Here is a 23033-nt window from a genome sequence, read left to right as displayed (position 1 = left end):
TTGATCTGAAAAACTTGGCGTTGCCAGAATGAATCAGGGGTTAATCGAGGTGCCCTTATGCAAAAAATTTAAAAGGAAAGCTGTGTGTTAAAAAATGTGGTGCAACCCAAATGGATAAAATGGCCCGTTGGTCTAGCATTAATGGCGGTTATATCCATGTCTGTTGCTAATTTAGACTCCGACACGGCTTCAGGTTCGGTTGATCCCGCCCTAGAGATTCAGCAAGCGATTGATGATCAGAAGCTAGATTTAGCGGAAACACTTTTAAATCAAGCCCAGCTTTCCGATTTCCAACGAGGCTATTTTCAGGGTTGGTTAAAATTAAAACAACAAGATACAGCGGCTGCACTGAAAACCTGGCAGGCGTTGCGTATGCAGTTTCCAAACAGTCTAGAATTGGGTAATAATCTCGCGGTGTTGCTGATGCAGGAAGGTGAGTATCAGCAAGCTCAAACCATTCTAGAGCAAAGTTTGCATGCCAATAATCAAGTATCGAAAGCGTTGGGAAACCTCAATCAACTCTATTCTTATCAAGCCCAACAAGCCTATAAGCAGGTATTTAGTCGTTTAGATGTGACTAAACCAAAAGGCCAATGGCTGGTCTTGACCGAAGCGTCAGATATTAAAGTGGAGAGCTCTGATTTTGTAGATCAAAAACAAGTTACTCAGGCGGTAGAAGCCTGGCGCCAGGCCTGGTCGAATAAAAATGTGGCCGATTACTTGGCCGCTTACAGTGACAGTTTTGTGCCCGCTAATAGCCAAAGCCTTAAGGCTTGGCAGAGTGCGCGCCAACGTAGCTTGACCGGCCCGCGTTTTATTGAAGTGTACGTTTCGGATGTGACATTGACGCCGTTAACGGAAGCGTTGGTTCGATTTACATTTAATCAGCGTTACCGTTCAAATATTGTGCAGGATGAAGTAATTAAGGTTTTGTTGCTGGAAAAAACAGCAGGTCAGTGGAAAATTGTGCAAGAGGTTGTTACCGATGAAATCAGCTAAGTCATGTTTTGCGCTTAATTCTGTTTGTTGGAAAGCCGCGCTGCTATCCGTCTGTTTAGTCTGGCCACCGGCCGGTTTAACTTCGGAGTCCCCCAATTCAACCTTGGCCGAGAAAATGCTTGTTGAAACCTTAAAAAACATTCAGTATTTAGAATTGGATGAAGCCATTGCCTTGTCTGCCGAGTTAACAAAAAACCATCCAGATTACCGTTTGGCACAGCTTATTCATGCCGATTTATTGTCAATGCGAGCCGGCAATTTTGGCTTAATTAATCAAATTCATCAATCTAACCCGCGTACTGTTGGGCGTTATAAGCAAGAAGCAGAAGTACGTTGGCGTCATGCGCATAGTGATGAAAATCAAGCGAATGTAACCTTGGCTCATTCGGTTTTGAAAGTAGGGGAACAACCACATGTGATTGTGGTTAATTTAGCTAAAAATCGTTTGTACCTTTATCAAAACAACCAGGGTCAACTGGATTTATTGACGGATTATTATATTTCGATGGGTACCGCTGGTGGTGGAAAACAGCGCGAAGGCGACCGTAAAACCCCGATTGGGGTGTACCATATTACGGACTGGGTGCCGGGTGAGCGATTGGCTGATTTATTTGGTGTAGGCGCGTTGCCATTAAATTATCCAAATATCTGGGATCAATCGCTTGGGCGCACTGGGCATGGCATTTGGTTGCATGGAACGGCGAGCAATACATTTAGTCGTCCACCTCAATCTAGCCAGGGTTGTGTGGTGTTAAACAATGATGAAATGGGCAGCTTGGTTACTAAATACAATGTTAGTTTAGCTACGCCAGTAGTGATTTTGAATGAAAAAGTCGAAACGGTATTTTTTGAAGCTGAAAAATTAGCAGTATTAACGGAGATTAATGCTTGGTTGGCCGATCAAGGGCAAAATTTTGATTGGGGCAAGGTCAGTGTTTACCGTTATCCAAATGAAGAAGGGTTATATTATGCAACCTTTCCATCCGTTGAAACCGATGGCCATTTAGTGCATCAATATTGGCGTCGCGGCCATGATGGTGGTTGGCAGTTGGTATTACAAACTACCGATCCGGTTATGATTAAAACGAGCTTGTCTTAGCGAAGGCTTGGTTAATTAAGCTTCACAGGTCGTATAAAAAAGCCTAGTGTTCGATTTGAACGCTAGGCTTTTTTGGATTACAGCCTTAACTAAATGAACCACTTGAGGGTTGGCACACTGAGCTTTAAAAATCTAACTCGGTTGGTTTAAGTTTGCCGTCTATCCAAACGCCCATGTCATGCCAAATTTGCTTAATTTCATCTTCGTTGGGTAAGCGGCCTGCTGAATCCAGTTCAAGTGTCAATACCGGAATATTGAGTTCTTCACCCGCATAACGCCCTAAAGAACCTGGAAAAGTACCTAACTGATGGAGCTTTAATTTTCCTACCTTGTCAGGCCGCGCAAAGTCTGGGCCATCATAGTCTAACAAACCGTAAGGCGCATGGATGGATATAATGGCATCTGGTTGAAAGGCTTTGATGATACCAACCTGCCATTGGGTTTCAGGTTCGCTGGCGGGGCCGGTTCCTGGGTTGCGTCTAGGGTTGGCGGCATAAAAACTATGCCAAAAGCGAATCGCTTTTTCGTCCCAATCACTGGTCGGGAAATTTCGGTTTAAGTCAACGCCATTGGCATTTTGGCGCGTGGCTGGTTGCAAAAACAAACCGTCCGGATTGGCTAAGGGTAAAAACAGCCAGTGATGATTTATATTTTGTGGGTTTTTGAGCATGGTTTGCATCCACAAATAGCTGATGCTGATCGCCGAATATTCATCACCGTGCACGCCGCCAATCGCTAATACGCGGGCTTTAGGGCGTTCGCCATTAATAGGTGTGAATTCGCGATGCAATAATGGCCATCCGCTCACACTTTTATGGTCGTTTGCGATGAGGCCAAACTCTTTGCAGCGCTCATATTCGACGGTGCGTAATTTTTTAGACCAGTCTAGGCAAAATTGATCAATTTCAGTAATGTTATTGGGTTGAGCTGACAGGGGCAAGCTGAATGAGGCTCCCAATATTAAGCTGGTAATTAGGTAAAAATAAGATGGTTTCATCCGAGACCCTTAATAACAATTTGTTGATCATTTTATCCTGTTACGCTTTGGTTTGTTATTTAGATGTAAAAAACCAAAGTGAGTTTTTCACAAAACGCTTACGTGTTGTTAAACAGGTTTTTGTTTACGGCCTTATGTAGGGCTTCTTCACGATTGATTTGCTGGCTTTCAACCAACTTTTGTAGATGTTGGTCAAGGGTTTGCATACCCAATTGTTGTGAGGTTTGAATCGCCGAATACATTTGAGGCACTTTATCTTCGCGAATCAAATTACGGATCGCGGATGAACCTAGCATGATTTCATGCGCGGCTACGCGGCCACCATCTAAAGACTTCAGAAGTGTTTGAGATATAACACCTCGCAGAGATTCCGATAACATTGAGCGCACCATTTGTTTTTCCTCGGCTGGAAACACGTCAATAATACGGTCAATCGTCTTGGCCGCCGAGCTGGTATGCAAGGTTCCAAACACCAAGTGCCCGGTTTCAGCGGCGGTTAAAGCCAAACGAATGGTTTCGAGGTCACGTAACTCCCCTACCAAAATTACATCCGGGTCTTCACGCAGTGCGGATCTTAGTGCACTATTGAAGCTTAAAGTATCGCGATGGACTTCACGTTGGTTAATTAAACAACGCATTGGAGTGTGAACAAACTCAATGGGGTCTTCAATGGTTAATATGTGTGCATATTGATTGCGGTTAATAAAATCCACCATCGCCGCCAGCGTAGTTGACTTACCTGAGCCGGTCGGCCCGGTGACTAAAACCAGGCCGCGCGGCATCACCGCAAGCTCTTTAAAGATATCGGGCGCATTCAGTTGTTCTAGCGTTAAAACCTGACTTGGAATCGTGCGAAATACCGCACCCATACCACGACTTTGTTTAAACACATTCACCCTAAAACGTGCAATCTCAGGGATTTCAAACGAAAAATCGGCTTCTAGATCACGCTCAAATTGTTCACGCTGCGTGTCGGTCATGATGCCAAATACTAGATTTTGAATCGTGTCAGCATCTAGGGCAGGGGTATCAATTCGGCGCACGTCACCTTGGGTTCGTAACATGGGTGCCAAGCCTGCTGACAAATGTAAATCGGAGGCATTTTGTTGAACGCTAAACGTTAACAATTCGGTAATATCCATATTAATCCTTAAGGCAATAGAGTTCTGATTATAGACTGAAGGCCTTTTTTTTGCGAGCCAGTATGAGATTGAATCCCCTTATATTTTTCAGGTGATATAATCGAAAAAAATTGGATGGACTCCACACGGACTCCGCTTTAAAAAGAGAGTGAACGGATATGCAGCCAACACAGTTACTAATTGTCGAAGATGATTTAGCCTTAAGTAAGATGTTAAGCTCGGTTTTGAGCTTAAAAGGCTACGATGTTTTAACCGCTGAAGATCGTTATAGTGCTTTGAAAACTTTGGAAGATCACCCAAATATTCACTGTGTGATTCAAGACTTGGGGTTACCACCTAAACCGGATTCTATGGAGGCGGGGCTGGATGCCATGCGCGAAATTTTGGAGCGTCATCCGGCGATTAAAATTATTGTGTTAACTGGGCGTGATAAACAAGAAGCCGCGATACAAGCGATTCGTCAAGGGGCGTTCGACTTTTTTGAAAAACCGGTTTCGATGGAAAAATTAGTGGATGCGATTGAACGTTCTTTGATGTTTTTTGAGGCCGAGCGCAGCTTGCAGTACGAAGGAACCTATGCGATTCACTTTAATTCGACTCTGGAAGAAGATGGTTTAAAAGTAACAAAAGATCACTTTGAAGCGCAGTTAGTTAAACGTGTGCTGAATGAATCGGACTTTAATGTAAAAATGGCGGCTGATCGGTTAGGTTTGAGACGCGAAAATTTATATTACTTAATCCGTAAACACGGAATTGACTTAGACAGAGTCAACGCGTCTTAATAAGCTAGTAAGTGACAAAACTAAGAAACCAAGCCAAACCACCAGGCCTGGTGGTTATGTCTAGATTTTATGCAAGGTGGGTTCAAAACCTTGTTCTTTATATTCACGCCAGCGCTGGCGACCTTTTTCAATTAATTCAGCCGATTGATCCAACACTTCAATCGTGCGCTGATAAGCTTGGAAATCAGGGTATAAATCCGGATGCAAGTTAATCAGTACATCTTGACTGGCACGTGTGATCTGAGCACCAAATAACTGAATTGGTGCAGGTAACGCTTGTTCAACCGCGTGTGGCAGATAACTGTGAGCTGGCTGCGCCCAAAGCGTCTGATCAAAACGTTCAGCCTCTTGACGTTGGGCGAAGCGCACATCTACGTGGCGTTTTTGCTGCTGGGTTTTAAGCAACAGCTTGGTTAAAAAACGCTCACGTGACGCCAAATCACTGCTGCTGAGTACGTAGAATAAGACGTCTTGACTCATTTTAGGCTTGCGCTTGCTGAACAATGAATTCCACTAAGGCCGCTACTGGACGCCCTGAGGCGCCTTTATTGGCCCCCGATTGCCAAGCGGTACCGGCAATGTCCAAATGTGCCCACTTAACGTCCTTAGTATAACGCGCTAGAAATTGAGCGGCGGTGATGGTGCCGGCTTCGCGTCCACCAATGTTGGCCATGTCGGCGAAGTTGGATTTAAGTTGTTCGTCCCATTCTTCACCCAATGGCAACTGCCAAAAACGATCGTAGGTGGTGTTGCCCGCCTTTAATAGCTGGTCAATGAGTGGTTGATCGTTGCCTAATAAACCCGAAACATGATTGCCCAGCGCGATAATACAAGCGCCGGTAAGGGTGGCGATATCAATCACCAGGCCTGGTTTATAAGTTTGTTGTGTGTAAGTGAGTGCATCGCATAATAGCAGCCGACCTTCGGCATCGGTATTTAAGATTTCAATCGTTTGGCCGGATAAAGACGTAACAACATCTCCAGGTTTAACCGCGTTGCCAGAGGGCATGTTTTCGGTAGATGGAATCACGCCCACCACATTAATGTTGGGTTTGAGTTCAGCCAGTGCTTGAAATACACCTAGTACGGTGGCGGCACCCCCCATATCATATTTCATTTCATCCATGCTAGCGCCGGGCTTAAGTGAGATACCACCGGTATCAAAAGTCACGCCCTTGCCAACCAACGCAATCGGTGCTTGATCAGCCGGACCACCTTGATATTGAATAGAGATCATTTTCGGAGGTGTGTCGGTGCCTTGTGCGACTGACATAAACGCGCCCATACCCATTTCAAGCATTTGTTCACGTTCTAGCACCTGCACGTTAAAGCCCGCTTGTTTCCCTAGCGCAATCGCGGTTTCCGCCAAATAAGCCGGTGTACAGAAGTTGCTAGGCATATTGGCTAGGTCTTGGGTTAGCGCCATGCCGATGGCGGTGGCTTGACCTTGAGAGACAGCTTGCTTAAATTCTCGACTGTCTTCGGTCATAAAGCTGACTTGGCTTAACTTGGGTTCTTTGGCGCTATGTTCGCCGCGACTTGTGTGGGCATAGTCATAAAAACTGCGCTGTAAGATTAAGCTATTTTGGAATAAGCCCCATTGGCCGAGTTGATCCGAGGGTGTTGCTAAGTGGGTGGTGTCAAGAATCTGGCAAGCGCCACTGTTGTCGAGGGTTTTTGCCATGGCTTGGATTGCACTGATATAGCTTTTGGCCGTCAGCTTGTCAGGGTCGCCTAGTCCCACCAGTAACAAACGGGCGCCATTTAAAGCATCTTGGTTTAATAGCATTAAGGTTTGACCACATTTGCCCTTAAAGTCATCCTGCTTGTCTAATTTTTCAATCATCTCATGTAAGCCAAAACTGGCGGCGGCGCTAATTGAGCGACCTTGATCAAACACCGGTAAAACCAAGGTGTCGAAGTTAGTGAGGTTTGGATTGGCGATTAAGTTAAAATGAATTTTTTTCATTGTGCAATTCCTTGTCGGCCAGACATTTATGGACTGGGTTACTTTATAATGTATCAATTTACGGAACATTTTAACGTGAGCGAGCCCAATTTTGCGCATTCTCGATAAATATCTTTATAAGGAGCTGACGGCCACGTTTTTTGCAGTGCTGGCTGTGTTGCTGCTGATTACCTTTGGTACGGAGGCCACGCGGCTGTTAGCCAAAGCGGTAGACGGTACCTTACCAGCTTCAATTGTGTTCCAGGTGTTATTATTACAAATTCCGACTGCGTTGGAATTGATTTTACCCTTGGTCGCCTTGTTGAGTGTGATGTTGGCGATGGGACGGCTTTATCAGGATCGAGAAGTGGTGGTGTTAAATAGTTGCGGTATTGGAACCGGCTACTTTCAGAAAATCATCACGCGGTTTTTAATTCCGATGCTACTTCTGACCGCGGTGGTCACTTTGTGGTTGACCCCTTGGGCGGTTAAAACTGAGCGCGCTTTAATTGCCGAAGCCCAAGTGGCTGCACCCTTAGCAGGCCTAGTGGAAGGGCGATTTAATAGTTTACCTCAGTCAAATGGGGTGTTATATGCGCAAAACATTGGCCGAGATGGTGGCATGACCGATGTTTGGATACGTTTTGTTGAGGATGGTCGTGATCAAACCATCATGGCTCCGCGCGGCTTCTTTGAATGGAAACAAGAGCGTTTAGCACTAGTGTTGTTGAACGGAATAAGTTATGAAGGTTTGTTGGGTGGTGAGCAATTAAGTGTGCGCGAATTTGAAAGGTTTGATGGGTTTTTGCCTGAGCTGCAAGCTGCAACAACTAAGCCAAGGCGTCAAGAAAAAAACACATCCGATTTATGGCGCAGCCAGAACCTTGAAGAGAAGGCGATGTTGCAATGGCGCTTAGCGGTGCCCCTTAGTGTATTGGTGTTGGGGCTGTTGGCGTTGAAGTTGAGTAAAACCGAGCCACGCCAAGGCCGATTTGCTAAGCTGTTTATTGCGATAGTGTTATATGTGTTTTATATGCAGTCAATGATTACGATTGACGATTGGGTTAAGGCTGGAAATTGGCCGATCGAAGTGGGTCTGTGGGTGGTGCCGGTCTTGTTTTTAGTGTTTGCCCTGACTTCGCCAAAAAACTGGCGCATATTAAGCAAGCTTAAGGCGGCCAAATGAATCGGATTGAACGTTATCTAGGCGCGGTGGTGATTAGCCATTCTTTACTGGTGTTATTGGTGCTGCTGGTCATTCTTGGTTTTGGCGAGTTTATGATGCAGTTAGGTCGTTTGTCGGACACCTATAGCTTGTCGCAAGGCACACTTTATACATTATTGAAAATGCCGGTGTTTGGTTACGAGATTTTTCCGGTCGCGTTATTAATAGGCACTTTGATTGGTTTAGGTGGGTTGGCGAATCACGCCGAGTTGACGGTGTTGCGGGTAACCGGTTGGTCGATTGGTCGTTTGTTTTGGGCGGTGATTAAGACCGTGATTTTATTGTGGGTCGCGGTGGCCATTTTGGGCGAACTGGTCGCACCAAAAAGTGAAGCTTATGCGGTTAAAATTCGAGCTGAAGGTTTACAGAAAAATATATCGGTAGGTGGTTCAGCCGGATTTTGGATGAAAGAACCGAATCGTTTAATTCATGTACAAAACGTGGTGTCGACCGCTGATATGCGAGGTCTGACCATATATGAGTTGGACGGATTATCCATTACTGGCGTGATTCAGGCCAGACAAGCCCAGTATCAAGATGATCAGTGGAAGTTAACCGCTATACGTAGCCAAAAATTGGCGTTAGAAGATCAGGTTCGATATGGTGAATCGCTGCGAAGTTTGAATTGGCAAGCCAGCCAACAAACCAGTTTGATGCAGGTGTTTCCAGTCGATCCAGCTTTATTGGAACGGTTACAGATTGAGTCGCGTTACCTTCGTGTCGATGACTTGTATCGCTATATTCAGTTTTTGCAAACGAATGATTTAGATGCCAGCGTTTACCAGTTGGAGTTTTGGCGTAAAGTCGCGACCCCGATTTCGATCTTGGGCATGATTGCGTTGGTGTTCCCGTTAATTTTTGGTTCGCAACGCCAAGTCAGTATGGGGCAGCGAGTTTTTGTTGGCGTATTGATTGGTCTTGGGTTTCATCTGTTGAACCAATTGCTGGGCAACTTAAGTGTGGTGTATCAATTGCCAGCTATTTTTGGGGCGTTTGTGCCATCTTTGATTTTATTAGCGGTGGCGTTTGTATTATTTAGACGTTTGCGGTGATCGAATTAAAATCGACCAAGCGCCTGATTAGCAGGCCTGGTGAAAGGAGAAAAAGTGACTAAATCGACTTATCCACGTGTTCAACTCGGTGTGTCAAACTGTCTATTGGGCGTAAAATGCCGTTATAACGGCGGCCATTCGCAAGATGATTTTGTCACCGATCGGTTAGCCAAATATGTCGACTTTGTGCCGTTTTGTCCAGAAGATGCGGCGATGGGTACACCACGAGAAAGTGTACGTTTGTGCCGGGTTGATGATCAGATACGAGTGCTAGGTGGAAAATCCGGTGTCGACTATACGGATGGCTTATTAGATTACAATCAAAAGATGATCGTGCGCTTGCAGAAAAAAGCCATTGATGGCGCAATAGTCAAGGCAAAATCACCTTCTTGTGGTTTAGATCGAATCAAGATTTATCGCCCTAGCGGTGAATGGTTGGGGTCGGATAAAGGTGTCGGACAAGGTTTGTTTACGCAGGCTTTGCAACAAACCATGCCGCATTTGGCGGTTGAGGATGAGGGGCGCTTGCAAGATCCTTGGTTGCGAGAGAATTTTGTCCTACAGTTGTTTACCCAAGCGCGTTGGCGAGTGTTTTTAAGCCAAGCACCAGGCCTGGTGCATTTGCAAACCTTTCATCGCCAGCATAAATTTATACTGCTGTCGAAAAATGAAGCCATTTATCGCAAAATGGGACCGATTGTGGCCCAAGCCAGCTTGGATAATTGGTCGCAGGTTATCGATCAATACCAAGCCCTACTTTATCAAGCGCTAGCGACTAAAACTCAGCGCAGTAATATGCTGAATGTGCTGGAGCATTTATACGGGTTTGTGAAAAGTCATTTAGGCTCGCCTCAGAAAGAATTATATCGTGATACTTTGGATGAATTTCGCCAAGGCATTGTTCCGTTGGTGGCGATGATGAAGTTGTTACAACAATGGGTGGGTGAGTTTGAGGTTGAGTATTTACAAGACCAATTGATTTTTGATCCTTATCCGGCTGATCTCGCTTTGCGTTCGGATTTGCTGGCTTTTAAAAACTTAGTCAAAAAGACTTCATAAGCACGCCTTAAAAATTAAGCCGCTAATATAAAAAAAGCCACGTTCTAGCGTGGCTTTTTTAGGGCTAGAGGGTGCAGGTCATTAAAACTCGAATTTTGGTTTAGCTTCGGCATGCACCAAGGCCGGTACGTCGGTTTCAAATAAGGACTCTTCCAGCCACTCCTGCTCACTAATACGAGTCACTAATATGGCTTGCATAGCGGGGCTTTGTCCGACTATGGCAAATAAACGACCGCCTAAGTTAAGCTGAGCTTTATAACTCTCAGGCAGTTCAGAGCAAGAGCCCGTAAGTACGATGACATCATAAAATTGTTGGTCAGGCCAAGCTTGGCTGGCGTCCCCGAGTTTTAGTTCAATATTATTAAACTGAGTTAAACGTGCGGCAGCGGTTTTTTGCAAGCTTTCAAACAATTCAACACTGGTTACATGGTTAGCTAAGCTAGCGAGCATGGCGGTCATGTAACCACTGCCGGTGCCAATTTCTAATACGCGATCTTCTTCATGCACATCAAGTGCCTGCATAATGCGGGCTTCCAATTTAGGTGCCAACATAACTTGGCCTTCCCCAATTGGTAGTTCGGTATCTGAATAAGCCAAGGTCTGCTGGTCAGCGGCGACAAATTTGTGGCGGGGCAGTTCAGAAAGCAGATCGAGCACCTGGGGATCAAGGACGTCCCACGGACGGATTTGTTGTTCAACCATGAAAAAACGAGCTTGATCTAAGTTCATTGTATTACCCTTTATGTATGGTGTATTCGTATAGAAACGCGTTTGAATCACACCTAAATAGTTTGGACGGTTTGTAGATATATTTTTGCAAAACGCTGATTATAGCGAAAATTTTAATTCTATGGGGAGGAAACCAGATCCTTAACTTATTATGAAGTCATATTTTTAGGTTTATTTGCTCAATTGATAAATCGTTTTATTGTAAAATTTCAAACCTTTGATCGGACTGGAGAGTACGGGTGTCTCAGGTTACCACCAAGCAGTTAGTGGATGCGTTGGCCGAAGTGAAACGGTTACCTCATATGCCCGAAGCTTTGCTAAAACTCAATAAGTTGTTGTCTGATCCTGCTGGTGTCCATGTTGACCGTGTGGCAGAGGTGATTATGCAGGACCTGCGTTTAACTACAGGGTTGCTTAAAGCAGTTAACTCATCCAAATATCAAATGGGAAAAGAAATCACCACTTTACCCGAGGCCATTGCACGTTTGGGCGTGAATGACTTACGAGTGTTGGCGTTAGCTATTAATTACAGCGAGGCTTTTAAACCTGACCTGATGCTGGATCGAGATGTATTTTTACAACATGGATTGTTGGCAGCGCATATTGGTTCGGGCTTGGCTAAACAGGTCAGTTTAAAAGTGAATCCTTATTATGGCTTTATGATTGGCTTGATGCATGAAATTGGCCAATATATGCTGTTGCAGAGTGAGTTAATTGATTATAAATCGGTGGTAGAAGCGAGCCACCACAAAGTGTCGGCACTCGTAACCCTGGAAAATAAAATGCTGGGTTTTTCGCATGCCAATATTGGCGCACGTTTGCTGAAAACTTGGGGTTTTCCTAAGGATGTTTATATGGGGGTGTTGGGCCATCATTCCCCGCATTTACTGGATGCCGAATTTCAACGTCCAGCTTACGTGGGGTTTTTAGCCGAAGTCGGTGCGCTGTCTGTACAGGGTCAAAATGGGTTAGTTCGAAGTGACAGTGAAAAGTTTAGCGCAACCACTTTGCGAGTTTTACAGCGTTTTAACCTAACCCAGGATGTTTTTTTAGCGATCATTGAAAAAGCCCAAGAGCAAGCCAAATCCTAGTGGAGTAGCAAAATTTTGATATTGGTCGATTAAGTGTTTACATATTCCGTGCTATAATTTAACGTTTTCATTTTTCAATCAACTGGTTGTGAGAGATATATGCCCGTTATTACCTTGCCCGATGGCTCAAAAAAACAGTACGACTCTGCCGTGTCAATTATGCAGGTGGCGCAGGATATAGGTTCTGGCCTGGCCAAGGCAACGATTGCTGGACGTGTGAATGGGCGTCTACTGGACGCTTCAGATCTGATTCAAGATGATGCGGATTTGCAGATCGTTACACTGAAAGATGAAGATGGTTTGCACATTATGCGCCACTCTTGTGCGCATTTATTAGGGCATGCATTAAAACAGTTGCATCCCGATGCTAAGATGGCGATCGGTCCGGTGATCGACAATGGGTTTTATTATGATGTTGAAGCCACCGAATCGCTCACGCCGGACGACCTGGAAGCATTAGAGAAACGCATGCAAGCCCTAGCGAAAACAGGCTATTCGGTTGAAAAGAAAATGACCTCACGTGATGAGGTAATCGCAACCTTTAAAGCACGTAATGAAGATTATAAGCTTGAGCTGGTGGCTGACCTGCCAGATGAAAAACAATTTGGCCTATACCATCACGAAGAATATGTTGATATGTGTCGTGGGCCACACGTGCCAAATATGACGCATATTAAAGCCTTTAAGCTTACCCATTTAGCTGGGGCTTATTGGCGTGGTAATTCCAATAACAAAATGCTGCAACGTATTTACGGGGTCGCGTTTGCTTCCAAGCAAGAGTTAGCCGACTATTTAACTATGATGGAAGAAGCGGAAAAACGCGATCATCGTAAACTTGGTAAATTGTTAGACTTATTCCACATCGAAGATATTGCACCCGGTATGGCGTTTTGGCATCCGAAAGGTACCACCTTATACCGCGTAGTAGAAGATTACATGCGTGAGCAATTGCGTATCCATGATTATGAAGAAATTCGCACACCTTTGATTATGGATCGCGTGTTGTGGGAAAAGTCAGGTCACTGGGACAAGTTTAAAGACAATATGTTCACCACCCATACCGAGCACCGTGATTACGCCGTGAAACCGATGAACTGCCCGGGTCACATTATGGTTTATAATCGCCAGCTACACAGCTACCGTGATTTACCGGTGCGTGTGGCCGAGTTTGGTACGGTGCACCGTAACGAAGCGTCAGGCACGTTACACGGCTTAATGCGTGTGCGCTCGTTTACACAGGATGATGCGCATATCTTCTGTACCGAATCGCAGATCAAATCAGAAGTACAAGGTTGTATTGATTTGGTTTACCAAACCTATGCTGACTTTGGTTTTGACCAAATAGAAGTCAAGTTCTCAACCCGCCCAGAGCAGCGTGTGGGCAGTGATGAAGTTTGGGATCGCTCCGAATTGGCGCTAGAACAAACTTTAAAAGACGCCGGTTTAAAATACGACTTGCAACCAGGCGAAGGCGCTTTTTATGGCCCGAAGATTGAATTTAGTTTGCGTGACTGCATTGGTCGGGTATGGCAGTGCGGTACGATTCAGTTAGACTTTTCGATGACTAATGCAGATCGTCTAGATGCGGTATATATTGGTCAGGATAACGAAAAACATCACCCAGTCATGATTCACCGAGCTATTTTAGGTTCGTTGGAACGTTTCGTGGGGATTTTGATAGAACATTACGAAGGAAAATTTCCAACCTGGATTGCACCGACTCAAGTAGTTATTGCACCAATTTCACAAACCCATGCAGATTATGCGGCTAAATTTGCTGAAAATCTGAAAAAACAGGGGTTTAGAGTCGAAACAGACTTGAGAAATGAAAAGGTTGGGTTTAAAATTCGCGAACATACTTTACAACGTGTGCCTTATATTTTGGTCGTAGGTGATCAAGAAGTAGAGGATGGCACGGTAAATGTGAGAGCACGAGGTGGAGATAACTTAGGAAGTTATTCTCTAGAAGCCATGTTGGACTTATTGATGCGAGATATCTCAAATCTAGGTCGTAATGTGGGCCAAGTGCATTGAATATAATGGTTGGAGGATAAAACTATCGCTGTAAGAAGAGGTCGACCAAGACCACAACAACCCGAAGCACCTAAAGATAATATCAACGAAGCGATTACCGCTAAAGAGGTGCGTTTAATTGATCAGGACGGTGAGCAAGCGGGGATCAAATCCATTGCTGAAGCCCTAGGAATGGCCGCCGAAGCAGGTTTGGATCTAGTAGAAATTACAGCGAAAGCCGACCCGCCCGTATGTCGAATTATGGACTACGGTAAATACATTTATCAGCAACAGAAAAAACAGCACGATGCTAAGAAAAATCAAAAGCAAGTGCAGGTTAAAGAAGTTAAGTTTCGCCCAGGAACTGAGGAAGGGGACTATCAGGTAAAGCTTCGCAACCTGATGCGTTTTCTTGAACAGGGTGATCGCGTCAAGGTAACCATATGGTTCCGTGGTCGCGAAATCACTCATAAGGAACTGGGAATGAAAATGTTGGAGCGCATTAAGGTTGATGTTGAAGAGGTTGCGACCGTTGAACAAGAACCGAAGATGGAAGGTCGTCAGATGCAAATGATGATTGCGCCAACAAAAAAAGGTAAGTAAGTTAATTTTTAACTGAAATCCATTACAACAATCGGCTCTTAACCTTTGGGTTAATTGACTGGTGCAGCTCCCTCAGTGCTGTTCGTTGTTCCGACTGACCTCTTGGCGGTGATACGCCGGGAGGTTGTTTGTTTAAAGGCAGACAAAATAGGTTGGTGTATTGAATCACCACCTGTAATGTCCAAATGCGGAGTTTGACATGCCAAAAATTAAATCACACAGTGGCGCAGCTAAGCGCTTCAAAAAAACTGGTTCAGGCCGTTTCAAGTGTAAGCAAGCTCACTTGCGTCATATCCTGACTAAAAAGTCGACCAAGCGTAAGCGCCAATTACGTGCGCCTAACATGATCCACGACCACGATGTGGCCATGGTTCGTCGTATGCTACCGTACCTATAGTCAAGGAGATTAGAACATGGCAAGAGTGAAAAGAGGCGTTGTGGCGCGTAAAGCCCACAAGAAAGTATTAAAGCAGGCTAAAGGTTACTACGGTGCCCGTCGCAAGCAATTTACTACGGCCAACCAAGCGGTCATTAAAGCAGGTCAATATGCTTACCGTGACCGTCGTCAAAGAAAACGTCAATTCCGTCGTTTGTGGATCGCGCGTATCAACGCAGCGGCACGCATCAACGGTATGACATATAGCCGTTTTATAAACGGTTTGAGCAAAGCCGGTGTAGCGGTGGATCGTAAAGTGTTGTCTGACATTGCGATTCATGATGCGCCAGCGTTTGCTGCGATTGCTGAAAAAGCGAAAGCCGCTTTAGCATAAGCATCAAGCAAGGTTCAAATGGAAGGGGCGTCATGCCCCTTTTTTGTCACACATTTTAAGTGAGTGGGTCATTTGTAAGTGGATTTAACCACCAGGCCTGATGGTCTGAAATCGATTTACAAATGGTTTTACTATGGAAAAGTCTCATGCAATCAACCCTTCAAAATATTCTAGATCACGCCAAACAAACAATTGAGAAAACCACTGAATTGGCTGATTTAGACCAGCTGCGTGTCGAGTTCTTAGGTAAGAAAGCCCAAATAACCGGACTCATGAAAACCCTCGGACAGTTGAGTGCGGAAGACCGCCCATTAGCTGGTCAATGGATTAATGACGCCAAACAAAGCATTCAGCAGCTCATTTCTAACAAAAAAAATGAGCTGGAATCGGCTAAGTTACAAACTAAATTGGCGCAAGAGTCAATTGATGTCACCTTACCAGGACGTCGATTAGATTTGGGTGGTTTGCACCCGGTTACACGCACGTTGCGTCGTATTGAATCTTTGTTTGCCCGTTCTGGTTTTGAAGTCGCAACCGGCCCTGAAATTGAAGATGACTGGCATAACTTTGGGGCGTTAAATATTCCAGAAACCCACCCGGCGCGTGCGATGCACGATACGTTTTATATAGATGAATCGACCGTGTTACGCACCCATACCTCGGGTGTGCAAGTTCGTATCATGGAAAACAACCAGCCACCAATTCGAATTATTGCGCCGGGTCGTGTGTATCGTTGCGATTCCGATCAAACCCATACCCCGATGTTTCACCAGATTGAAGGTTTGATTGTCGAAAAAGACGCCAACTTCGCACAATTAATGAATTTGTTGACCGACTTTCTGCGTCACTTCTTTGAAGACGAGAAGTTAAAAACCCGCTTTAGACCTTCCTACTTCCCTTTTACTGAACCATCTGCCGAAGTCGATATTGCGACCGATTTATTTGGCGAGGGGCGCTGGGTTGAGGTTTTAGGTTGTGGCATGGTTCACCCAAATGTACTCAAAAATGTCGGTATTGATCCGGAAGAATATACTGGACTTGCTTTTGGTTTAGGTGTGGAGCGCCTAGCCATGTTGCGTTATGGGGTGAAAGATTTACGTCAGTTTTTTGAAAACGACCTGCGCTTCTTAAAGCAGTTTAAATAGATTTTTAACCAGGCCTGGTGCTTGCTGCGCAACGCTTGCAAAAGCCAACATTGCAGTTAAAAGACGAAAAATAGAGTTAAGACAATGAAATTAAGTGAACAATGGTTAAGAAGCTGGGTTAATCCAGACTGGAATTCAAATACATTGGCCGAGGCTTTAAGTTTGGCCGGCTTAGAAGTTGATGCGCTTGAAGCCGTCGCGCCTGAATTTTCGGGCGTATTAATCGGCCAAGTGGTGGCCATCGAAAAACATCCAGATGCTGAAAAACTGAACGTGACGAAAGTCGATGTCGGCCAAGTCGAACACTTGCAAATCGTGTGTGGCGCACCCAATGTTGTGGTCGGCATGAAAGTGCCTTGCGCGGTCGTCGGCGCCAAATTGCCCGGCGACTTTAAAATCAAGAAAGCCAAGCTACGTGGTGTCGAATCATTTGGCATGTTGTGTTCAGGTGATGAACTCGGTTTAGAGCAAGATTACGACGGCTTAAAAGTCTTGGCCAAAGACGCACCGATTGGTGAAGATATTCGGGCTTATTTGAATTTGAATGACATGATGATTGATGTCGACTTAACCCCAAACCGTGCGGATTGTTTAAGTGTAGAAGGTTTGGCACGCGAGTTGGCGGTGGTGAGTGGAGCGGCGTTTAAACAACCCTATGTGGATAATCAAGTCGCTACAGCCGGCGCATGTAGTCAACAAGTGGTAGTTGAAGACCACCAGGCCTGCCCTAAGTATTTAGGTTGTATTGTTGAGGGTTACGATGCCAAGGCGGCGACGCCAGGTTGGATGATTGAACGTTTAGAACGTTCGGGTTTACGCCCCATTAGCTTAACCGTTGATATTACCAACTATGTGATGCTGGAGCTGGGTCAGCCGATGCACGCGTTTGATGCCGATAAACTGCAAGGTAACATTCAAGTACGTCAAGCCAAATCAGGCGAGTCGGTTGTTACGCTGGACGAAAAACAACTGACACTGAAAGATAATACGCTGGTGATTGCCGATGACTCAGGTGCGATTGCGTTAGCTGGCATTATGGGCGGTTTGTCGACGTCGGTCACCGCCGCAACTCAGCGATTGTTTTTTGAATGTGCGCATTTCTCACCCTTAGCGATTGTAGGTAAAGCGCGTCAATATGGTTTGCATACTGATTCATCACACCGTTTTGAACGTGGTGTCGATCCGTTATTACCAGAGCGTGCGTTAGCGCGTGCTTTAGACTTATTAGGCCAAATTGCCGGTGGCAAGGTGTCGGAATGGGTCAAAGTGATGGATGCCAGCACCATGCCACAGCCGAGCGTGATTGAATTGCGTCGAGCACGTTTGCATCAGCTACTCGGTGCAGTGATTGAGGATCAATTTATTACTGACATCCTAACTCGACTGGGTTGTGAGGTGTCCTCTACCCAAGCCGGTTGGCAAGTGGTGGCGCCATCTTATCGTTTTGATATGCAAATTGAAGTCGATTTGATTGAAGAAATTGCACGGGTGTATGGTTATAACAACCTGTCGTCCGCTCAAGTAAATATGCCATTGAGTTTAAAGCCGCTGCCAGAATCTGAGCAAGATACACAAATGTTACGTCAGGCGATGGTGCAGCGAGGTTATCACGAGGTGATTACCTACAGCTTCGTAGAAGAAGCCGCGTTGCAAAAGTTATCACCAGAAATTCCGTATGTGTTGTTACAGAATCCGATTTCTGAAGACATGAAAGCGATGCGTACCAGTTTGTTCCCTGGTTTATTGCAAACGATTAGTTATAATCAAAAACGCCAACAAAGTCGTGTGCGTTTGTTTGAAACAGGTTTAATCTTTAGTCGCGAAAATACTCAAATCCAGCAGACTCCTGTCATCGGTGGGGCGATTTGTGGCGATGTCTCGCCATTTGGCTGGAGTGAAGATTCACGTTCAGTTGACTTTTTTGACTTAAAAGGTGATGTGGAAAATCTATTAGCCATGAGTCATTTGCATGGTCAAGTACGTTTTGTCACGAGCCAGTCACCAGAGTTTCACCCGGGACAGTGCGCCGCGATTATGCTGGGCGAACAACATATTGGCATAATGGGACAATTGCACCCACAATGGCAAAAAGCCTTTGGTTTGAATGGCGCGGTATTTATGTTCCAAATATTCATGGATAGCGTGTTAACCATGCAAGTACCAGCCGTCACAGGTATTTCTAAGTTCCCAGAAGTGCAGCGCGATTTAGCCTTATTGGTGGAGCGCAGTGTTTCGGTTCAAGCTTTAACCGATGCGATTTATCAAGTCGATTCAGATTTGCTTAAAAACGTGCAGGTATTTGATATCTACCAAGGCCAAGGTGTCGCCGAAACACATAAGAGCGTGGCCTTGAGTTTGAAAATTCAGCATCACGATCGCACCTTACAAGATGAAGAGGTCGACGCATTAATTCAACAAGTTATTGAAAAAACTCACCAAGCGGTGGGTGCCCAATTAAGATAAAGGACAAAAAAACCATGGCCACTTTAACAAAAGCCGAAGTTTCAGAATCACTGGCGGATATTTACGGTTTCAATAAACGTGAATCGAAAGAGTTAGTTGAACAGTTTTTTGAAGAAATCACTGAGGTATTAGTCGGCGGTGAGTGCGTTAAAATTTCTGGGTTTGGAAATTTTGAATTGAGAGACAAAAACTCACGCCCGGGACGTAATCCTCGTACGGGTGAAGAGGTACCTATTACGGCACGTCGTGTGGTAACCTTTAAGCCAGGCCAAAAATTGAGAGCACAAATAGATAATGCCTAACACCAAACCCAGTACGCAACCGGCATTGGAAATAGATCTGCCGGACAAAAAGTACTTCACCATCGGTGAGGTTAGTCAGATTTGTCAGCTCAAATCTCACGTGTTGCGTTACTGGGAACAAGTGTTTCCACAACTTAATCCCAACAAACGTCGGGGTCGACGTTATTATCAAAAAGCCGATCTAGAGCTTTTAATTGAAATTAAAAGCCTGTTGCACGAGCAGGGCTATACTATTCCAGGCGCAAAAGCCCGTTTAAGCCAAGTGAATTACACGCAAGGTCTAATTGAAAGCGTTAGCCAGGATGAGTTAGCCTCCAACTCTCTCGAAAAAATTAAACAAATCCACACTGAATTGGTGACATTTAAACACTACATACAAAAACGTTACTGAGCCGAACGTTTATGCAAATGAAACCACTCTTAGTCGCTTGGTGTCCAATCCCGGTTAGACTTTCCAAATATTTCTGTTAACATTGTTTCGCTAAATAAAGGCTTATTACAACAGGCTTTTGCGTGGGTTTAATAATTTTTTGAGCTAAGTCCATAAACCTCCGTTTAATAGCCATTTTTTATTTTTTTATAGGTAATCAGTGTGACGTCATCAGATCAAATTTCTACCACTTGTTCAAAGATAGAAGGGTTCTTAACAGGTCAAGCACCTTCTAAGCTCGTTATGTTTGGTTTTTTTGCGTTCATCATTGCATTGCTTTATATCTGGCCAGCTATTTATTTACCTTTATTTGATATGGACGAAGGGGCTTACGCAGCGGTTTCCAGAGAAATGGCATTAACGGGTCAATGGTGGGCCACCATGCTGAATGGCGAGCCGTTTTTTCATAAACCGGTATTGATGTATTGGCTGCAATCAATCGGATTGTTTTTAGTGGGTGATGGCAACTTGGCTTATCGATTACCCTCACTTGTCGCCTTGGGGATTTGGTTGTGGGTGACCTTTACGTTTTTGCAACGTCATGTTGATCAACAAACCGCTTGGTTAAGTGTTTGGATTGGTTTGTTCAGTGCCGGCATGGCGGTTATTTTTAAAGCCGCGATTCCGGATGCCTGGTTAATTTTATTTATATCCTTAGGCATGTATAAGGCGCTGGACTTCTTAGCCAGTCAGCGTGAATCTGATTTGAATTGGGCGTTTGTATGGACTGGTTTTGGTATGTTAGCCAAAGGCCCAGTTGCACTCCTGATTGTGGCGGGGGCGTTATTTATACATTTGGTGATCGGGCGTAAGTGGCCAGCCTTAAAACAAATGATTCTGGCCTGGAAAGGTTGGTTGCTGTTGCTGCTGATTGCGTTACCTTGGTATGTGTTGCAGGTGGTGTTATTCGGCCAAGAATTTATAAATGAATTTTTTGGCGTTCACAATGTAGGACGTTTTATGAGCCCGATGGAGGGCCATAGCGGCAATCCGCTTTATTATGTGGTGGCGCTGTTATTTTTAACCTTACCTTTTTTCCCATTACTGATTCAATCGATTTGGCCTTGGTGGAAGTGGTCCAAGCAGTCGCAACTATGGCAAGTCATGGCGATTTGGTTTTTATTAGTGTTGGTGTTTTTCACGCTGGCGGCGACTAAGTTACCTCATTATCTAATGTATGGTGTGCCGCCAGTTATTATTGCGATGGCTTATTATGTCAGGCAGCAAGGCACACGTTGGGGCCTGGGTTTAACCTTAATTGTGGTGGCAGCTTTGCTGACCAGCGTACCTTGGTTGATTGAATGGGGAATGAAGAGTGAGAAAAATCTTTATTTGATCGAAACCTATGGCCAAGCCACGCAATATATCACCACCGGTTATTTTGGTTGGCTGGCTTTATTAGCCATAGCAGGCCTGGTGCTGTTATGGGCGAAGTGGGGCAGCGCGACCAAAGTGGTCGTGGCTGGTGTGATGATGACCTTGGCGCTGAACTATGCGGTGTTAAATTATGCCGCTGAACTACAGCAAAAACCTATCGTGCAAGCCGCGCAGTTTGTCAAAGACAACCAGCTTGAAGTGGTAACCTGCTGCATTGAAATGCCAAGTTTTAATGTGGTGGCACAGCAAATGACACCGGTAAGAATGCCAAAAGCCGGTGAAATAGTGTTTGGCAAAACCTACGAGTTAGAACGCCGTTTTAATCAAATAGAATGGGTATGGCAAGGTCGAGGCGTTGCACTGGCCAAAGTCATTGAGGAATAAGTTATGCAATCTATAAAGCCATCGGTTTCGCATAGAGGTCGAGGGGTCGTATTATCGGATTTGGATCTAGATTTAGCTTCGCGTGTTGATTTATCTATTGTGGTGCCTTGTTACAACGAAGAAGCGGTGATTCCAATTTTTTTGACCACGATCGAACCGATTTTAAAAGGGCTTGATTTAAGTTACGAATTGGTGTTTGTGAATGATGGCAGTCGTGATAATACCTTAGATGTGTTGCAGCAGGCCAAGACGGACTACCCTGAAATTCGCATCATTAACTTTTCACGTAACTTTGGTAAAGAGGCCGCTTTGTCCGCTGGTATCGACTTTGCGGAAGGCAAAGCACTGATTCCAATGGATGTGGATTTGCAAGACCCACCCGAACTTATCCCGCAAATGGTGCGAATTTGGCAGCAACAGGGCATTGACGTGGTGCTGGCAAAACGAATTGATCGGAGTAAGGACAGTTTTTTTAAACGCTGGAGCGCCAACATATTCTATCGTCTCAATAATATGATCTCGGTGAATCGTATTCCTGAGAATGTGGGCGATTTTCGTTTAGTATCACGTCGTTGTGTGGAAGCGATTAAGTTAATGGGCGAAACCCAGCGTTTTATGAAAGGCATTTTTGCTTGGGTCGGCTTTAAAACTCACACTATCGAATATCAGCGTGATGAACGCCAAGCTGGCAAAACCAGCTTTAATGCTTGGAAATTATGGAACCTGGCCCTAGAAGGCATTACCAGCTTTTCAACCGCACCCTTGCGTGTTTGGTTATACGTTGGCTTAGTCGCTTGGTGTTTGTCTATTTTATATGGCTCCTGGATTATTTTGCGTACTCTAATTTATGGCGCCGACTTGCCGGGTTATGCCTCGATGTTTACCGCCATTTTATTTTTAGGCAGCACTCAATTAATTGTGCTGGGTGTGATCGGTGAATATATTGGGCGTATTTACCTAGAAAGCAAAGGTCGCCCTTTGTATATTGTTGAAGACGAATACTAAGCCGTGATCAAACAGTTTAGTCGCTATAGCTTAGTAGGCGTGGCAAACACCGCCGCACACTGGCTGGTGTTTGCGTTGCTCTTTATGTTGGGTTTAAACCAGGCTACGTCTAACGGCTTGGCGTTTCTGGTGGCCGCCAGTTTGTCTTATGTTTTGAATGCACATTACACCTTTGATAAGAAACCGCATAAAAAAGGTTATGCGTTTTTTGTGCTCAGCATGGGATTAGTGAGTATTTGGATTGGTTGGCTTGGCGATGTGTTTGAATGGCCAGCTATTGTGACCTTGTTATTGTTTTCATTGATTAGTTTAGTTTTGGGTTTTGCTTGGTCCAAATGGGTTATTTTTAAACATTATCACTAACCTAAATCGGCCGTAATTTAGTTTATATCTTATCGAGACCTTCCTTATATATCTG

Annotated in this window: 23 protein-coding genes; 18 read left to right on the top strand and 5 right to left on the bottom strand. The window is 44.8% G+C overall.

Annotated elements, in window-relative coordinates; translation table 11 throughout:
- Nucleotides 1-156 precede the first annotated feature (156 nt).
- Nucleotides 157-999: a tetratricopeptide repeat protein gene (locus tag IBX48_RS06330; protein ID WP_296831959.1), complete on the top strand. Its 843-nt coding sequence runs from the start codon at nucleotides 157-159 to the stop codon at nucleotides 997-999.
- The gene (locus IBX48_RS06325) at nucleotides 986-2098 is read left to right on the top strand and encodes a L,D-transpeptidase family protein (RefSeq protein ID WP_296831957.1); all 1113 of its coding nucleotides are present in this window, start codon (nucleotides 986-988) and stop codon (nucleotides 2096-2098) included. Before IBX48_RS06330 ends, IBX48_RS06325 begins: the two co-directional genes overlap by 14 nt.
- A 124-nt stretch (nucleotides 2099-2222) precedes the next feature.
- On the opposite strand, the gene IBX48_RS06320 is transcribed toward IBX48_RS06325, so the two are convergent.
- Both IBX48_RS06320 and IBX48_RS06315 read right to left on the bottom strand, forming a co-directional pair.
- A complete protein-coding gene (locus IBX48_RS06320) occupies nucleotides 2223-3095 on the bottom strand; it encodes a M14 family zinc carboxypeptidase (protein ID WP_296831955.1) in 873 nt (290 codons plus the stop codon).
- A gap of 98 nt (nucleotides 3096-3193) precedes the next feature.
- Nucleotides 3194-4237, bottom strand: a complete 1044-nt coding sequence (locus IBX48_RS06315) for a type IV pilus twitching motility protein PilT (RefSeq protein WP_296831953.1) — start codon at nucleotides 4235-4237, stop codon at nucleotides 3194-3196.
- Nucleotides 4238-4395: 158 nt separating this feature from the next.
- On the opposite strand from IBX48_RS06315, the gene IBX48_RS06310 reads away from it, so the two are divergent.
- A complete protein-coding gene (locus IBX48_RS06310; RefSeq protein WP_296831951.1) occupies nucleotides 4396-5019 on the top strand; it encodes a response regulator in 624 nt (207 codons plus the stop codon).
- Between the two features lie 60 nt (nucleotides 5020-5079).
- Here IBX48_RS06310 and IBX48_RS06305 read toward each other — a convergent pair whose 3' ends face one another.
- Nucleotides 5080-5499 carry a DNA polymerase III subunit chi gene (locus IBX48_RS06305; protein WP_296831948.1) on the bottom strand — a complete coding sequence of 140 codons (420 nt, stop codon included), beginning with the start codon at nucleotides 5497-5499 and terminating at the stop codon, nucleotides 5080-5082.
- A gap of 1 nt (nucleotide 5500) precedes the next feature.
- Entirely contained in the window at nucleotides 5501-6988 is a 1488-nt protein-coding gene (locus tag IBX48_RS06300; RefSeq protein ID WP_296831946.1) for a leucyl aminopeptidase, read from the bottom strand.
- 91 nt (nucleotides 6989-7079) lie between these two features.
- Between IBX48_RS06300 and lptF the strand changes: the two genes are divergently transcribed.
- The 3 genes from lptF to IBX48_RS06285 are packed head-to-tail and all read left to right on the top strand — an operon-like array spanning nucleotide 7080 to nucleotide 10303.
- Nucleotides 7080-8153: an LPS export ABC transporter permease LptF gene (gene lptF, locus IBX48_RS06295; RefSeq protein WP_296831944.1), complete on the top strand. Its 1074-nt coding sequence runs from the start codon at nucleotides 7080-7082 to the stop codon at nucleotides 8151-8153.
- Nucleotides 8150-9244: an LPS export ABC transporter permease LptG gene (gene lptG, locus IBX48_RS06290; protein WP_296831942.1), complete on the top strand. Its 1095-nt coding sequence runs from the start codon at nucleotides 8150-8152 to the stop codon at nucleotides 9242-9244. The genes lptF and lptG overlap by 4 nt, the downstream gene beginning before the upstream one ends.
- Nucleotides 9245-9298: 54 nt before the next feature.
- Nucleotides 9299-10303 (top strand): DUF523 and DUF1722 domain-containing protein, encoded by a 1005-nt coding sequence (locus IBX48_RS06285; RefSeq protein WP_296831940.1) that lies wholly within the window; start codon nucleotides 9299-9301, stop codon nucleotides 10301-10303.
- Between the two features lie 81 nt (nucleotides 10304-10384).
- Here the strand turns inward: IBX48_RS06285 and IBX48_RS06280 are convergent, their stop codons facing one another.
- Complete coding sequence (locus tag IBX48_RS06280) at nucleotides 10385-11032, bottom strand: protein-L-isoaspartate O-methyltransferase (RefSeq protein WP_296831937.1); 648 nt, start codon at nucleotides 11030-11032, stop codon at nucleotides 10385-10387.
- 239 nt (nucleotides 11033-11271) lie between these two features.
- Between IBX48_RS06280 and IBX48_RS06275 the strand changes: the two genes are divergently transcribed.
- From IBX48_RS06275 to IBX48_RS06220, 12 genes are all read left to right on the top strand, one after another.
- The gene (locus IBX48_RS06275; RefSeq protein WP_296831935.1) at nucleotides 11272-12123 is read left to right on the top strand and encodes an HDOD domain-containing protein; all 852 of its coding nucleotides are present in this window, start codon (nucleotides 11272-11274) and stop codon (nucleotides 12121-12123) included.
- A gap of 99 nt (nucleotides 12124-12222) precedes the next feature.
- Nucleotides 12223-14157 (top strand): threonine--tRNA ligase, encoded by a 1935-nt coding sequence (gene thrS, locus IBX48_RS06270; RefSeq protein ID WP_296831933.1) that lies wholly within the window; start codon nucleotides 12223-12225, stop codon nucleotides 14155-14157.
- 24 nt (nucleotides 14158-14181) lie between these two features.
- The gene (infC, locus tag IBX48_RS06265) at nucleotides 14182-14739 is read left to right on the top strand and encodes a translation initiation factor IF-3 (RefSeq protein ID WP_365942348.1); all 558 of its coding nucleotides are present in this window, start codon (nucleotides 14182-14184) and stop codon (nucleotides 14737-14739) included.
- A gap of 199 nt (nucleotides 14740-14938) precedes the next feature.
- Complete coding sequence (rpmI, locus tag IBX48_RS06260; protein WP_029935855.1) at nucleotides 14939-15136, top strand: 50S ribosomal protein L35; 198 nt, start codon at nucleotides 14939-14941, stop codon at nucleotides 15134-15136.
- Nucleotides 15137-15152: 16 nt separating this feature from the next.
- Nucleotides 15153-15509, top strand: a complete 357-nt coding sequence (gene rplT, locus IBX48_RS06255; RefSeq protein ID WP_296831929.1) for a 50S ribosomal protein L20 — start codon at nucleotides 15153-15155, stop codon at nucleotides 15507-15509.
- A 146-nt stretch (nucleotides 15510-15655) separates the two neighbouring features.
- The gene (pheS, locus tag IBX48_RS06250; protein ID WP_296831927.1) at nucleotides 15656-16654 is read left to right on the top strand and encodes a phenylalanine--tRNA ligase subunit alpha; all 999 of its coding nucleotides are present in this window, start codon (nucleotides 15656-15658) and stop codon (nucleotides 16652-16654) included.
- A gap of 84 nt (nucleotides 16655-16738) precedes the next feature.
- Nucleotides 16739-19117, top strand: coding sequence for a phenylalanine--tRNA ligase subunit beta (pheT, locus tag IBX48_RS06245; protein WP_296831925.1), 2379 nt, complete (start codon nucleotides 16739-16741; stop codon nucleotides 19115-19117).
- Between the two features lie 14 nt (nucleotides 19118-19131).
- Nucleotides 19132-19419, top strand: coding sequence for an integration host factor subunit alpha (locus IBX48_RS06240; RefSeq protein WP_296831923.1), 288 nt, complete (start codon nucleotides 19132-19134; stop codon nucleotides 19417-19419).
- Nucleotides 19412-19810, top strand: a complete 399-nt coding sequence (locus IBX48_RS06235) for a MerR family transcriptional regulator (RefSeq protein ID WP_296831921.1) — start codon at nucleotides 19412-19414, stop codon at nucleotides 19808-19810. The genes IBX48_RS06240 and IBX48_RS06235 overlap by 8 nt, the downstream gene beginning before the upstream one ends.
- 201 nt (nucleotides 19811-20011) lie before the next feature.
- Nucleotides 20012-21610, top strand: coding sequence for a glycosyltransferase family 39 protein (locus IBX48_RS06230; protein WP_296831919.1), 1599 nt, complete (start codon nucleotides 20012-20014; stop codon nucleotides 21608-21610).
- A 3-nt stretch (nucleotides 21611-21613) separates the two neighbouring features.
- Entirely contained in the window at nucleotides 21614-22615 is a 1002-nt protein-coding gene (locus IBX48_RS06225) for a glycosyltransferase family 2 protein (protein ID WP_296831917.1), read from the top strand.
- Nucleotides 22616-22618: 3 nt separating this feature from the next.
- The gene (locus tag IBX48_RS06220; protein WP_296831915.1) at nucleotides 22619-22978 is read left to right on the top strand and encodes a GtrA family protein; all 360 of its coding nucleotides are present in this window, start codon (nucleotides 22619-22621) and stop codon (nucleotides 22976-22978) included.
- Nucleotides 22979-23033: the final 55 nt, after the last annotated feature.

Origin of the sequence: Thiomicrospira sp., from assembly GCF_014859555.1 — a bacterium.
In the GTDB taxonomy this organism is placed as follows: domain Bacteria; phylum Pseudomonadota; class Gammaproteobacteria; order Thiomicrospirales; family Thiomicrospiraceae; genus Thiomicrospira.
This window is presented reverse-complemented; position numbering and strand designations above follow the sequence as displayed.